We start from the raw sequence: 13083 nt of genomic DNA on the forward strand, positions 1-13083 counted from the left end.
TTCGCCCCTTTCTTGCAGTTCCGTTTCGTCAGGTGGTGACGAGAATTTTCAGATGTTCCCCGGCAGGATCGAGAAGCGCCTCGAAGCCCTTGTCGACGACATCTTCCGCCGCGATCCGCGAGGTGATGACTTTCTCGATCGGGAAATTGCCCGAGGCGACCATGCGGCCGATCCGGGGCCAGATTTGCGTCGGGTAGCACCAGGTCGCTTCGACCGAGATGTCCTTGAGCGCCCAGAGCATCGCATCGATGCTGGCGGGTTTCATGTGCAGGCCCACCTGCACGACCTTGCCCTGGCGGCGCACCGCTTCGGCGCAGGCGTTGAGCGAGGCTTCGAGCCCGACACATTCGAGCGCGACATCGACGCCGACACCCTCTTCGGTCAGATCGCCGACGACGGTCGGCAGCTCGCCGCTGCGGGGGTCGACGACATGCGCATAGGGCGCGATTTCCGAGATGATCCGGCGACGGTTCGGGTTCGGCTCCGACACGATGATCGTGCTCGCACCCGCCGCACGGGCCGACAGCACCGTCAGCGCACCGATCGGACCGGCGCCCGAGACAAGAACGGTCGAACCTGCCTCGACGCCGCCGCGATCCACGCCGTAAAGCGCGACCGCAGCCGGCTCGATCATCGCAGCCTGGTCATCCGTCAGCCCCTCGGGCACGGATTGCGCGTTGTAATCCTTAATGACGGCTTTCTCGCCCATGCCGCCCCAGGCCCAGCTCAGGCCGATGCAGCCCAGTTGCGGCGAGAGGTGATAGAGGCCGCGCTTGCCATAGTAGTCATTGCGTGGCGCCACGAGCGGCTGGACCGAAATGCGCTCGCCCACCGTGACATTGCTGACCTCGTCGCCCACTGCGAGAACCTTGGCGGAGAATTCATGGCCAAGAATCTGCGGGTTGGACGCGCCGGTATAGATATGCGGTTCGGACGGGGTGACGATCGGCCCCGCGATATATTCGTGAAGATCGGTGCCACAGATGCCGGTCACGATCGGCGCGACCAGAACGTCATCCGGCGCCAGTTTGCTCGACGGTTCTTCGACATCCTCGACGCGGATGTCCTTCGCTCCGTGAAAACGAACAGCTTTCAAAGCTTTTCCTCCCTTTCCAAGTCTCGCGATCCTCTGGGTCTGCCGGGATCACCCCGACATCGAGATCGCCATTTGGCTGCGACGATTCGTAACAAACCAATCCGGCCATCACTGCAGAAAAATTTCCGCTTCGGATAAATTACATCCATCACCACCATTTTGGCGACGTAATGTCGGCCCAGTACAGAAGTGGGAGATATCAGCATGAGCCAGACCCAAGTGGCAGACACGGATCAGATCGATACGCAACAGACGCTTGGCTGGATCGGCGTGGGCAAAATGGGCGGCCCCATGGCGCGCAACCTCGTAGAGAGCGGCGCGAAACTCGTCGTGTCCGATCCGGCGAAGGAGAGCCGTGATCGCCTGACCGCTGTGGGCGCATCCGAGGCCACGTCTATCTCGGACTTCGCTAATGCAGGTATCGTCTTCTCGACGCTGCCGAACGATCAGGCTTTGCTGGATGTCGTCGGCAATGGCGAAGACCTCGGCCTCGCAACCACCTTGCCCGCGGGCGCGACGCTGGTCGAGATGAGCACAGTCTCCCCCGAATGCTCCGAAAGCGTTGCGAAGGTTCTCGCAGCCAAGAAAATCAACTATGTCAGAGCGCCGCTTTCCGGCAGCACAGACATGGCGGCGAGTGCCGCGCTCACCGTGCTCGCCTCGGGCGACCGCGAGGGCTGGGACGAAGCGCTCCACTACATCCGCAAACTCTCTGCACGGCAATTTTTCCTCGGAAATGGCGAAGAAGCGCGCTACATGAAGCTCGTTTTGAACACTCTGGTCGGCGCCTCTTCCGCGGTGCTCTCCGAAGCCTTGGCCATAGGCGCCAGCGGCGGCCTGACCCGAGCCGATATGATGGATGTAATTTGCGAAAGCGCAGTGGCCTCGCCGCTGTTCAAATATAAGCAGAAGCCGGTCGTCGAGGATGACTTCACGCCCGCCTTCACAGTGTCTCAGATGATCAAGGACTTCACGCTCATCAGCGAAGCCGCCCGACGCAACAGCGTGCCGCTGATGACAACCGGCCTGATCCTCGAGCTTTATAGAAGCGCCTCGAACGCGGGTATGCAGGACGAAGATTTCTTCGCATTGGTGAAATGGCAGGAAAAGTTGTCGACAAGATGAAATTGGCGGAGCAGCATTCGGAGGCTATGCAACCTCAGGATGCTGAACTCACAAGTCACGAGTTGTCCCGGATCGTCGATTTCCTCCGGCAGCTTCGTGCGCCCTTCGACGCAAACATGCCCGGTGGCAAACCGGACGTGTATTTCAACATCACACTCGAACTGGTCGATGCGCATCTGCGCGTGAACCCGATAGACAAGTCGGGCCTGATCAGCCTCGCCGATGTGCCCTACAGCACCGGCAACCGGATGATCCTGAAGATGATCGAGGATGGCCTGATCCGGCAGGTGCCGCGCGGCAACGGGCTGAAGACGCATTTCCTCGAACCTTCCGACACCCTGCTCAACACTTTCATGGACTACGCCACCTACGTGAAGGGGCATCTGGCGAAGACCTTCGGTTTGCGGCGCGGGATGGAGACCAGCGAATACTATTTCGGCGGCAGCTATTTCGCCTCGCAGATCATCTCTCCCGTGCGCGGGGAGGACATCTCCTCGATCAACCTTGGCGATATCAAGTTCCTGCTGAACGACGACAACTACTTCATCGCCATGCGCAACATGTGGTCCGACTTCCGCAACGATTTCGGCAAGCGCAGCAGTTTCGATCTTCAGCGCCTGCCAGACCTTTATGCCAACACGCGGCGCACCCTGTCCGAGATGTCGCCGCGCTATGATGTCGTCGCGATGAACATGCCGTGGCTCGGGGAATTCGCGGAGCGTGGGGAGCTCGCCCCGCTGGACGATCTCATCTCGGATGCCGCGATCAACGCGCTGGATTTCCATCCCTCGGTCTGGGGGACTGGCAACTGGAAAGGGACGCAATACGGCATCCCGCTCTATTGCACGATCGAGATTCTCGCGGCCCGCAAGGACCTGTTCGAAAGCCGCGGCCTCGCCTATCCGAAGACCTTCGACGAGACGATCGCCGCCGCGCGGGAATTCCATAACCCGCAGGACGACTTCTACGGCATCGCGTGGAACGGGCAGCGCGGCATGCCCATCGCGAACTCCTTCATGTTCTTCCTCGCAGCCTGCCGGACTACGGTCATCGATATGCCGCTGCGCAATCAGGAGAGCTGGAGCTTCGACACGTTCGAGAAGCTGAAGCTTCAGATCGACACCGAAGACGCGCTCGAAGTGATCGAATACATGAAGCAGCTCGTCGAGGTGTCGCCCCCCGACATCGCGACGATGGATTGGGAGCGACGGATCCACTACTTCATGTCGGGTCAGACCGCGCTCGCCTATTGCTGGACAATGCGCGCGGCGCGCTTCGAGCATGAGCTGAGCTCCCGCGTTGCCCGGCGTGTGGCCTATCTCCCCCCACCGTCGCGCCGGATGCGTCGCGTGTCGGCCCCGATCGGCGGCTTCCTTCTGACGATCCCCGCCTATGTCGAACCCGCGCGCCAGAAGCAGATCATCGACGCGATTGCTTGGATGGTCTCGCCCGAGGCGATGAAAGAGCACGTCAAGAACGGCTTCCCCGTGGCTCCGCGCTTCTCGGTCTGCGCCGACCCGGAGGCACTGGCCTCCTCGCCCATCGTCAGCATGGTCGACCGGATGGCGCGCAAGAACGAGCTAGTGACCTGGGCGCGCCCGCCGGTGCCGGAATTCAACCTGATCGAGCGCACGCTCGGGGAAGAAATCCACGACATCGTCTTCAATGGAAAATCGCCCCAACGCGGCCTGAGAGACGCGGAGAACCGAATTCTCGACGCCGTCCGATCCGCGGGTTGAGACTGCTTCCCGCTGGCTGCCCCCTCGCGCTCCGGGGTAACGCTTCGCTGAGCAGCCCCGGGTCATTCAACCGGCCGACACTGGCGCCCGGGCAGCGTTCACGCCGGGCGGTGCAGGTTGAAGCAATCGTCCGACAGGCGGCATCGAGACGCCGATCCTGATGCTCTTCCCGGAATTTCTGAAGGTGCTCCTCTCCTTCGTGGAGCGCGAGCGTGCGCTTCGTCACGTCGATTATTGGGTTTCTACCTATTCGACCTGGCTGACTGCAGCGGAGAAAGCGCGGGACCACATGCTCGATCTGCAGATGGCCATTCTCGACGAACGTTGTGGATCAAATTTTTGGATGGCAGGTCGACACGTCATCCACTTCGGGATGCCCCAAAGCCCCTAGACGGACCCTCCGTGGGTAATTGACGGGGGCACGGTGGGATGCGCGCGACCCATGCCGCATGAGCGGACGGCTCGGCCGGTTTCCGGATATCGTCAGGCGAGCTCGGCGACAGGCGGCGGCGCGGCCTCGGGGGCGGAGACGGCCTCATGGTCCAGATTGCTGCGCACCTCGCGCTCATATTCCCCGACGCGTTGGACGTTGTGCATGATCCGCGTGAACCAGCGCATCGCATCGGTCGCCTGAAACGTCTCCTGCATCGTATAAAGCCCGACATGCTCGCCCAGCAGAAGCCCGCGCCGGTGCCGCGCGAAGCGATGGACGACCGGATCGGCCATCAGCGCCATGCGCGCGCCGATCTGCGGCAGATCGAGCGGACGCTCGGGCGACAGGCAGGCGGCGAACCATTGCGCGGGCCGCGGCGTGATCTTGCCGCGCAGCAGGATCGCGATGTAGCCGCGATGTTCAGCCTGCTCCACCAGCCGCATCAGATGGTCGGCCTGATGCATCAGCGCGGCGAAGGCGGCGGCCTCGGTGGGCTTGTCGCGCGGGACCGAAATCTGCGCCATGTAATCCTTCAGCTCATCCAACGCGATCCCGACCCGCGGGCCCAGTGCGGACATCCGCCGAAGATCGCGCGCAGGGCCGATGGCCAGAGAATAGGCCGCGAAGACCTCGCGCGCGGCCCAGATCACCATCGCATGCGCCGATTGCATCGCCGCGCCCTCGTCGCTCAGCAGGCGGCGGTCCAGTTCCGGCGGCGCAAACCCGCCCAGATCGGGGCGCAGCTTCGCGACGAGCGTCGCGAATTGGCGTGTGACGGGCAGAAAGACCAGCGTCCCCAGCAGGTTGAACCCGGTGTGAAACAGCACCAGCGCGGTATCCACCCCGGTGCGCGCGGCCAGCGCCTCCAGCGGGCCCGCGATCAGCTGTAGCAGCGGGAAGGCGATCACCATCGTCCCGCAATTGAACAGCAGGTTCGCAATCGCCGTCTGCTGCATCGCCCGCGATCCCCCGAAAGCGGCGATCAGCGCAGTGAAGGTCGTGCCGAGGTTCATCCCGATCACCGCCGCCGCGGCCTGGATCAGCGGCAGCGCGCCGTTGCTGACCAGCACCAGCACCACCGCGATGGCCGCCGAGGAGGATTGCATCACCACCGTGACCGCCAGCCCCAGCGCCGCCATCGCGAGCAAGCCGCCCACCCCGGTTCCGGGGATGCGCTCCACCGTGATCCAGTCCGCAGCCCCCGACATGCCCTGTTGCATCATGTCGAGCCCGATGAAGAGCAGGCAGAACCCCGCAAGCACGCGCCCGATGCGCGCCGCGCGACCATGCGAGAGAAACAGCGTCAGGCTTGCAAAGAACAACAGCCCCATCGCTAGCGCGCCGAGCTTCAGCTTGAAGCCCACCAGCGACACGATCCAGCCGGTGACGGTGGTGCCGATATTGGCGCCGTAGATCACACCGAGCGCCTGCGTGAAGCTCAAAAGCCCCGCGCCGACGAAGCCGACCGTCATCACCGTGGTCGCGGAAGAAGACTGGATCACTGCCGTCGTGACTAGCCCGCTCGCCACACCCTTGAGCGGCGTGGTGGTGAACCGTGCCAGCAGGCGGCGCAGGTTCGCGCCTGCCGCTTCGCGCAGCGCCTCGGTCATTATCTTCATGCCGAGCAGGAACAACCCGATTCCGCCCAGTGCCGACAGTGTCTCCGACATGGCTTTCCACCCTTCGCCGTCGAGAATGCGACCGCGCGATACGGAATTCAAGCGCTGGCAAGTACGCCGTGCAAAGCTCTGTTTTACCGGATGAATCCGGTTCTGCCTGACCTGAGCGAGCAGCCCACCGGGTCGTTTGAGGGTCGAAGCCTTAACCGCGGGCGACGAATTCGAAGGAGAACTTCATTCCCGGCTTCGGCGGGGGCGGGAACGGCGCGGCCCGGCGGACATGGTCGAGCGCTGCCGCATCGAGCCCCGAAGAACCGGAGCCGCGCAGGATGCGCACCGTGCTCAGCCGCCCGTTTGCGGAGATCACGAAACCGACCACCGCGCGCCCGCGGCCCTGCCCGCGTCGCTTCGGCGTGGACTGGATCTTGCGAATGACCGAGGCCGCGTATTGCCGGGGCGATTGGCCGGATCGGGCGGCGCTGGGGGCCTTGGCGGGCTGGCCTTTATCGGCGGTGTCACGCGCCCTGGCCGCGCCTTGCGAGGTGCCGCGCCGGGCATCGCGGGCGGCATTTCCCGCGTTGCTTGGGGGGGCTGGTTTCGCTTCGCTTTGCGCCTGTTTTCTGAGCTTGGTGGCCTTCTGCGGCGCGGGGCGTTTGGGGCGCGCTTCGGGGCGCTGGCTTTGCTGCGGGGCGAGCGTGCTCTGGGCGCGCAGAGTCTCGGGCGTGGGGGTGACGGCGGCGAGGCGGTCCGGCGCTGCGGGCGCGGACGGGCTTGTGGCCTTGGGCATTGCGGGCGTCTCCGGCTGCACCGGGCGCGTGACCTTGCGGGCAATCGGTTCGGCGCGCTCCGGCACGACAGGCGTGGCGCGTCCTGCCGCGAGATCGGCGAAATCATTGCCAAGAAGCGGGGCCTCCTGCGCAGCCTGCCCACCTGCGGGCGGCAGCTCCGGCGCGGCGACGGGCGTCTGCGCCAGCCCCAGCGCGTGCAGCCCGGCCGAGGCCGCAAGCGCCGCGAAGGCGATGAGCGCGCCCCGGGTCATGGCGTCTCTCCCCGCTCGGCCACGAGGCGGATAACCTGCGCCCCGGCCGCGCTGAGATCGCGGGCCAGCGCCACGAGCGCGGGCGCAGGGGCCGCGCGGTCGGGCAGGATACGAGCCACGCCGCCTGCCTCGGGCGGAAGTTGTGCGATGAAGGCGGCCGCATCCGCGACGCCCTCGGGCCAGAGAATCTCGCCCTGCGCGCTCAGCGCCACCCGCCCCGGCTCGGGCGCGCGAGCGCCTTCCGGCAAAGCGACAAGCTGCAGATCGGCGGGCGGGCGCGCGGCGAGCGTGCCGGCGACGAGGAAGAAGGCCAGCAGCAGGAAGACCACGTTGATCAGGGTCAGGATCGGCTCGCTTCGGCGGCGGGTGAAACGCGTGCTCATCCCAGCACCTCCGCCTGCAGCCCCGGCACCGCGTGCAGCCGCACCAGCAGATCGGCGAGCCGCTGGCTCGACGTGTCAGGCGCGAGGCTGACCAGCAGGCGCGGCGGGGACTGTCCGAAATCGTCCCGCAAGGCCGCCTCCAGCGCGTCCAAGTCCACCGCTTTGCCGTTCAGGCTGAGCCGCTCGGGCCCGAGCTTCAGGAAGGCCAGCTTGCTCTCGGGCGCAGCCGCGCCCCCTGCCCCGCGCGCCGCGATCGGCAGTTCGGTCATGCGCGAAAAGCTCGAGGCCAGCATGAAAAACATCAGCAGCAGGAAGATGACGTCGATCAGAGAGGTCATCGACAGGCTGCGGCGGCGAAGCGGCTTGCGCATGTCACTCTCCGGCGGTTTGCACAGCGCGATTGAGTTCGGCCCGGGCAGGTGCGCTCTCGGGCAGCGCCGGGCCGCAGAGCGCCTCGATCATCAGCGCGGCGCTCTGGCTTTCGCGGGCGATACGGCTCTCGACGAAGGACAGAAACAGCGAGACCGGCATCGCGATCCCGAGGCCGAGCGCGGTGGTCAGAAGCGCCACCCAGATGCCGCCCGCAAGCTGCGCCGGATCGACCGAAGCGCCTGCGCTCTGCAGCGTCTGGAAGGCTTCGATCATGCCCAGAACCGTGCCGAACAGGCCCACAAGCGGCGCGGTCTGCGCGATGGCGTCCAGCAGCCGCATCCCGGCCTCGCTGCAGGCGGCTTGGATTTCGGTCTCGGTCTGCAGACGCGAGCGCAGAGCCTGCGGATCAGACGCAGCCATCGCGCGGCGGGTCAGCTCGGCCAGAGGGCCACGGGCTTGCGCGAGGCTCTGACGCGCCGCCCCGCGCTGGCCCGCCTGCCACAGGTCGAGCGCGGCCTCCAACCGCGCGTGAGCCCCGATGCGCAGGCTCGCCAGATGCCAGAGCTTCCACAGCACCGCCGCCCCGGCGATCACCGAGACACATAGCAGCAGCGCCACGACCCAGCCGCCAAGCGCGACGAAATCGCTCAAACCCTGTTGGATTGCCGCAAGAGAGATCATCCCGTCACCTCCGTTCCATCGACGCGCGAGCCGGTTTCCAGAGCATCCGCGCAGGCACCCTCACCCGCGCCCTCGCAGGTCTCGACGCCATTGATCAGGATCAGGCCAAGCGCCTCGCAGCGCAGCCCGGCCAGATCGAATTGCCGCACGCGGGGCTTGCCTGCAGGCAGGTCGCGGAAATCGAGGAGCAACAACCGCTCCACCCCGCCCGCGCGGGTGAAGATCACGGCCTCCACCACCAGCGCGTCGAGATCGCTCTCCAGCCCGTTCTCCGCCAGAAAACTCACCCGGCAGGCTTTTTCGGCCTCGGTTGCCCCGACCAGCGTCAAGCTGAGCCGGGGCGCGCCCTGCGCGGAAATGCCATGAGGGAGGCACGCGCAAAGCAGTGTCAGGAGCGCCGCCCTTACCATGTGAAGGCCTTGGCGACAGAGAGTTTCACGTTCCGGCCCGGTGCATTGTCGAGCGAGAGGTTGTTGCGATACTCGCGGTCGAAGACGTTCTCGACCGTCAGGTTCACCTCGATCCCGGCGAGCCGTTCGGGTTTCCAGCTGACGAAGAGGTCATGCGTGGCGTAGCCCGGCGCGGAGGTCGAGGCGGACGCCGTCTCGATCCCGCTGAAGCCCTGCACGCGCCAGCCCGCGCGCACGCCCTGATCGGGGAATTTCGCCCCCAACGTCAGCGCGATATTCTCGGCGGGCGTGTCGGTGAGGGTCTGGCCCGTCGCCTCGTCTTTGGATTTCACCTTGGAATAGGCGAGCTGCCCGAACCAGCGATCGGCCTCGTAGGACGCCTCGATCTCGCCGCCCCAGATTTTCGCAGAGTCGACATTGCGGAAATAAGGCACGCCGACCGAGCCGGAGGGGTTGGCCGCGATCAGATCGGTCAGATCGTTGTGGAACAGCGTGGCTTTCGCGGAAAGGCTGTCGCCCTCCGAGAGCAGTCCCGAGGTCTGATAGGTCACGCCCAGCTCGACCGTGGTGGCTTTCTCCTTGTCGAGATTGAGGCTCGCAGTGCGGCCAGCCGCCCCGATCCCGTCGGTCTGATAGAGCTCGTCCAGCGTCGGCATCCGCTCGGTCCGTGCGAGCGAGCCGAAGACGCCCCAAGTGTCGTTGAACTGATAAAGCGCCGCGATCTTCGGCGAGATCGCCGTGCCGTCCTGATCGGTGCCGCCTTGGGCCGCCGCCGCCGCATCGGGCGAGAGCCACGCCCGGTCCACGCGCAGGCCCGGCGTGATCGTCAGCTTGTCGTTCCAGACGAATTCGCCCTGCACATAGAGGCCCAGCTTGTCCTCGGTGCCGCCGGGGTGGAAGGCAGGCTCGCCCACCGAGGAATTCGCGTAGCGGTTCTGATGCGAGAGCTGCGTACCGAAGGTGAGGTAATTCTCCCACGCGCCGCGCGACATCTCGACGGTGTTCTCGAGCTTGAGCGCGGTGGTCTCGTAGCTCGCCGTATTGGGGCAGAGCACCGAGAAACGGCCCGCCGAACACATCATCCCGAGCGAGAAATTGTCCCGCTCCGTCGAGGTTTTCGAGTAGCTCAGCTGCGCTTCGAGATCGAGCCACGGGTTGCCCACGCCCTCATTGGCGTAGGTCAGGCTGAGCGTGTCGTCGATCGCATGCAGATCCGAGGTGCCGAAAGCCGAGGCCAGCGCCCCGCCGGTCTGCGCGACGGCGGCATCCTTCAGGTCGCTATCGGTGCGCGAGGCGGAAAACGTCAGGCGCTGATCGCGGTTCTCGCCGAAATAGTAGTTCGACTTCAGCAGCGCCGACCAGCGATCGCCTGCGGTGGCCGGGATCGTTTCGCCCGCACCGTCTTCCATGTCGTCGGACGCGCCCTGCGAGTAGCTGAACAGCATATCCGCATCCTCGCCCAGCTTCTGGGCATAGGTGAGCGTGCCAATCTTGCCGTCGCCATTGCTGTCATACGCGCCCTTGAGCCGCACCGCGCCGGTCTGCCCCTCGGGGATGAAATCGGTCGCGTCCTTGGTGGTGAAATTCACCACGCCGCCAATCGCGCCCGAGCCATACATCGTGGACGAGGCCGGACCGCGCAGCACTTCAACACGCTTGTAAAGCTCGGGATCGCCGAAGAAGGAGCCGGTGCGATATTGCTCGAAGAACTTCACCGCACCGTCGACGGTGATGATGATGCGGTTCTGGCTGCCGGTCTGCTCGGCATTGCCGATACCGCGGATATTGAAGGCCTGCCCCAGCATCCGCGCCGAAGCGCCCGCCGCCTGAACGCCCGGCACATCGGCGAAGAGATCGCCCATCGTGCGGGGCTGTTCCTCGTCGAGGTCCTGCTGATCGATCACCGTGACCGCCTGTGGCGTGTCGATCGCCACTTTCGGCGTACCCCAGCCATAGATCAGGCGGCCCAGCATCGTGTAGCCGTCATCGCTCCCGCTCTCCTGTGCGAGTGCCGGACCTGCGGCGGCGATCAGCGCGAGGCTGGTAACTGTCGTGAAAAGCCGCATCCGCGCGGCGTTAGGCGTCGTAGCCATGGTTGTCCCCTTTGTGGTCTGCATGGGGCTGGCGTGACGCTGGCAGCGCAGAAACTGTCTTGATCTCGATGATGTGACCAGCTAGAGAATCCGATAAAACTAGTCAAGTATATTCCTGAGATATATTTGATCCAATCCGCGCCCAGCCCGAGGCCTCGCCCTCTCGCCAGATTCGCGCCTTTTGCGAAAACGACGAGAGGACTCCCCATGCCCGCAGACGGCACCCTGCCCCAACAGCTTTCCCCCGAAGGTATCCGCGCGCTCCGCGCCGAACGCCCCGAGATGCGCGCGCGCGATTTCGCCTCGCAGCACGGCATCGCGGAGGCCGAACTGGTCGCCGCCCAGATCGGCACGACCGCCACCGCGATCGAAGCCCATCCCGATGCGATCATGCCGCGCCTGACCGCGCTTGGCGACGTGATGGCGCTGACCCGCAACGAGAGTTGCGTCATCGAGCGGCGCGGCACTTACGAAGAGTATCACTCGGGCGCGCATGCGCAGATGGTGCTCGGCAAGGAGATCGACCTGCGTCTCTTCGCACAGCACTGGGCCCATGCCTTCGCGCTGGAGGATGGCGAGAAACGCTCGATCCAGGTCTTCGACCGGGCGGGCGATGCGATCCACAAGGTGCATCTGAAACCCGAGAGCGACGTGGCGGCCTTCCATGCGCTCGTCGCGGATCTGCGCCTGCCCGCGCAGTCGGATCAGCTCGACCTTGCGCCCCGTGCTAAGGTCGAGGCCGCGAAATCGCTGCCCGAGAAAGCGGAGACCCTGCGCGCGGAATGGGACAAGCTGACCGACACGCATCAGTTCCTGCGGCTGGTCTCGAAGCTGAAGATGAACCGGCTTGGGGCCTATCGCATTGCGGGTACGCCCTATGCCACCGAGATGTCCCCCGATGCGGTCGAGGCGCTGCTGACCCGTTGCGCTACTGACCGGACGCCGCTGATGATCTTCGTCGGCAATGCGGGCTGCATCGAGATCCATGGCGGCACGATCGAGACGGTGAAGCCGATGGGCCCGTGGATCAACGTGCTCGACCCGCGCTTCAACCTGCATCTGCGCAGCGACCACATCGCCGAGGTCTGGCTGGTCGACAAGCCGACGAAGAACGGCCCCGCGCTCAGCCTTGAGGCCTTCGACAAGCACGGCGCGCTGATCACGCAGATCTTCGCCTCGCGCAAGGATGGCGGCGTCGAGGCGTTCAACGCGACGATCCGCGCATTGCCGCGTCTGGAGGGGCAGGCATGAAGCGCCTTGCCCTGATCGCAGCCCTTCTCACCGCAGGCCCCGCACTGGCCGAGCCCGCCCGCGTGATCTCGCTCGGCGGGGCCGTGACTGAGATCGTCGTGGCACTCGGCGCGCAAGACCGGCTCGTCGCGCGCGACACCACCTCGCAATATCCCGCGACCATCACCGAGCTGCCCGATGTGGGCTATGTCCGCGCGCTCTCAGCGGAAGGGGTGCTGGCGCTCGATCCCGACCTGATCCTCGCCGAAGCCACGGCAGGCCCGCCCGAGGCAGTCGAGACGCTGAAGGCGGCGGGCGTCGAATTCGTCGCGCTGCCGGGCGATCCGAGCGTGCAAGGCGTGCGTGAGAAGATCGCGGTGGTCGGCACCGCGCTTGACCGCGAGGAGGCAGCCGAACGGCTCACCGCCAGTTTCGACGCCGAGATGGACGCGGTGCGCAAATCGGCGGGCGCTGTCGCCACGCCGAAGCGGGTGCTGTTCGTGCTGTCTCTACAGAATGGCCGCGTGATGGCGGGGGGCGAAGGCTCCTCGGCGGAGGCGATCATCGAGCTTGCGGGCGGGGCGAATGCCGCAACAGGGTTCGCGGGCTACAAGCCCGTCACCGACGAGGCGATCCTTGCTGCCGATCCGGATGTGATCCTGACGATGGATCGCGAGGGCGAGATGGCGGTGACCGAGCGCGACATCCTCGCCCATCCTGCGCTGGGGCAGACCCGCGCGGCCCGGGGCGGCGCGCTGGTCGCGATGGACGGGATGCTGCTTCTGGGCTTCGGGCCGCGCACGCCGCAGGCCGCGCAAGCTCTGCATGCAGCGCTTTATCCCGAGGCGGAGGGCTGAGGCGAT

General features: G+C 65.5%; 13 protein-coding genes. 5 read left to right on the top strand and 8 right to left on the bottom strand.

The annotated features are described in order from the left end of the window. Nucleotides 1-28: 28 nt before the first annotated feature. On the bottom strand, nt 29-1096 hold the full coding sequence (locus BMI88_RS07700; RefSeq protein WP_078547546.1) for a 2,3-butanediol dehydrogenase: 1068 nt from the start codon (nt 1094-1096) through the stop codon (nt 29-31). Between the two features lie 204 nt (nt 1097-1300). Here BMI88_RS07700 and BMI88_RS07705 point away from each other — a divergent pair, with 204 nt between their 5' ends. The 3 genes from BMI88_RS07705 (at nt 1301) to BMI88_RS07715 (ending at nt 4351) form a co-directional block, all read left to right on the top strand. After that, entirely contained in the window at nt 1301-2221 is a 921-nt protein-coding gene (locus BMI88_RS07705; protein WP_078547548.1) for an NAD(P)-dependent oxidoreductase, read from the top strand. A gap of 26 nt (nt 2222-2247) precedes the next feature. After that, on the top strand, nt 2248-3960 hold the full coding sequence (locus tag BMI88_RS07710; protein ID WP_168173959.1) for an extracellular solute-binding protein: 1713 nt from the start codon (nt 2248-2250) through the stop codon (nt 3958-3960). 160 nt (nt 3961-4120) lie between these two features. Then, nucleotides 4121-4351, top strand: coding sequence for a hypothetical protein (locus tag BMI88_RS07715; protein WP_078547552.1), 231 nt, complete (start codon nt 4121-4123; stop codon nt 4349-4351). A 92-nt stretch (nt 4352-4443) separates the two neighbouring features. On the opposite strand, the gene BMI88_RS07720 is transcribed toward BMI88_RS07715, so the two are convergent. The 7 genes from BMI88_RS07720 to BMI88_RS07750 all read right to left on the bottom strand — a co-directional run bounded on the left by BMI88_RS07720 (nt 4444) and on the right by BMI88_RS07750 (nt 10990). Beyond that, the gene (locus BMI88_RS07720) at nt 4444-6063 is read right to left on the bottom strand and encodes a Na/Pi symporter (RefSeq protein ID WP_078547554.1); all 1620 of its coding nucleotides are present in this window, start codon (nt 6061-6063) and stop codon (nt 4444-4446) included. Between the two features lie 151 nt (nt 6064-6214). After that, nucleotides 6215-7051, bottom strand: coding sequence for a TonB family protein (locus tag BMI88_RS07725; RefSeq protein ID WP_078547556.1), 837 nt, complete (start codon nt 7049-7051; stop codon nt 6215-6217). After that, on the bottom strand, nt 7048-7434 hold the full coding sequence (locus tag BMI88_RS07730) for a biopolymer transporter ExbD (RefSeq protein WP_078547558.1): 387 nt from the start codon (nt 7432-7434) through the stop codon (nt 7048-7050). Before BMI88_RS07730 ends, BMI88_RS07725 begins: the two co-directional genes overlap by 4 nt. Beyond that, the gene (locus tag BMI88_RS07735; protein ID WP_246831845.1) at nt 7431-7805 is read right to left on the bottom strand and encodes a biopolymer transporter ExbD; all 375 of its coding nucleotides are present in this window, start codon (nt 7803-7805) and stop codon (nt 7431-7433) included. Before BMI88_RS07735 ends, BMI88_RS07730 begins: the two co-directional genes overlap by 4 nt. Before the next feature lies 1 nt (nt 7806). Next, a complete protein-coding gene (locus BMI88_RS07740; RefSeq protein ID WP_078547560.1) occupies nt 7807-8487 on the bottom strand; it encodes a MotA/TolQ/ExbB proton channel family protein in 681 nt (226 codons plus the stop codon). Continuing rightward, nucleotides 8484-8774, bottom strand: coding sequence for a hypothetical protein (locus BMI88_RS07745; RefSeq protein WP_146673517.1), 291 nt, complete (start codon nt 8772-8774; stop codon nt 8484-8486). The genes BMI88_RS07740 and BMI88_RS07745 overlap by 4 nt, the downstream gene beginning before the upstream one ends. Before the next feature lie 116 nt (nt 8775-8890). Further along, on the bottom strand, nt 8891-10990 hold the full coding sequence (locus tag BMI88_RS07750; protein WP_078547564.1) for a TonB-dependent receptor: 2100 nt from the start codon (nt 10988-10990) through the stop codon (nt 8891-8893). 207 nt (nt 10991-11197) lie between these two features. Here BMI88_RS07750 and BMI88_RS07755 point away from each other — a divergent pair, with 207 nt between their 5' ends. Further along, on the top strand, nt 11198-12241 hold the full coding sequence (locus tag BMI88_RS07755; protein ID WP_146673518.1) for a ChuX/HutX family heme-like substrate-binding protein: 1044 nt from the start codon (nt 11198-11200) through the stop codon (nt 12239-12241). After that, nucleotides 12238-13077: a hemin ABC transporter substrate-binding protein gene (locus tag BMI88_RS07760; RefSeq protein ID WP_078547566.1), complete on the top strand. Its 840-nt coding sequence runs from the start codon at nt 12238-12240 to the stop codon at nt 13075-13077. The genes BMI88_RS07755 and BMI88_RS07760 overlap by 4 nt, the downstream gene beginning before the upstream one ends. Nucleotides 13078-13083 lie beyond the last annotated feature (6 nt).

The organism is Thioclava sp. F36-6 (genome assembly GCF_002020305.1).
GTDB lineage: Bacteria > Pseudomonadota > Alphaproteobacteria > Rhodobacterales > Rhodobacteraceae > Thioclava > Thioclava sediminum.

Excerpts from the sequence above, each read along its gene's own strand:
- BMI88_RS07725 (WP_078547556.1), bottom strand. The coding sequence starts at position 7,051 with ATGACCCGGGGCGCGCTCATCGCCTTCGCGGCGCTTGCGGCCTCGGCC.
- BMI88_RS07755 (WP_146673518.1), top strand. The coding sequence starts at position 11,198 with ATGCCCGCAGACGGCACCCTGCCCCAACAGCTTTCCCCCGAAGGTATC.
- BMI88_RS07710 (WP_168173959.1), top strand. The coding sequence starts at position 2,248 with ATGCAACCTCAGGATGCTGAACTCACAAGTCACGAGTTGTCCCGGATC.
- BMI88_RS07720 (WP_078547554.1), bottom strand. The coding sequence starts at position 6,063 with ATGTCGGAGACACTGTCGGCACTGGGCGGAATCGGGTTGTTCCTGCTC.
- BMI88_RS07750 (WP_078547564.1), bottom strand. The coding sequence starts at position 10,990 with ATGGCTACGACGCCTAACGCCGCGCGGATGCGGCTTTTCACGACAGTT.
- BMI88_RS07735 (WP_246831845.1), bottom strand. The coding sequence starts at position 7,805 with ATGCGCAAGCCGCTTCGCCGCCGCAGCCTGTCGATGACCTCTCTGATC.
- BMI88_RS07715 (WP_078547552.1), top strand. The coding sequence starts at position 4,121 with ATGCTCTTCCCGGAATTTCTGAAGGTGCTCCTCTCCTTCGTGGAGCGC.
- BMI88_RS07740 (WP_078547560.1), bottom strand. The coding sequence starts at position 8,487 with ATGATCTCTCTTGCGGCAATCCAACAGGGTTTGAGCGATTTCGTCGCG.
- BMI88_RS07705 (WP_078547548.1), top strand. The coding sequence starts at position 1,301 with ATGAGCCAGACCCAAGTGGCAGACACGGATCAGATCGATACGCAACAG.
- BMI88_RS07730 (WP_078547558.1), bottom strand. The coding sequence starts at position 7,434 with ATGAGCACGCGTTTCACCCGCCGCCGAAGCGAGCCGATCCTGACCCTG.
- BMI88_RS07760 (WP_078547566.1), top strand. The coding sequence starts at position 12,238 with ATGAAGCGCCTTGCCCTGATCGCAGCCCTTCTCACCGCAGGCCCCGCA.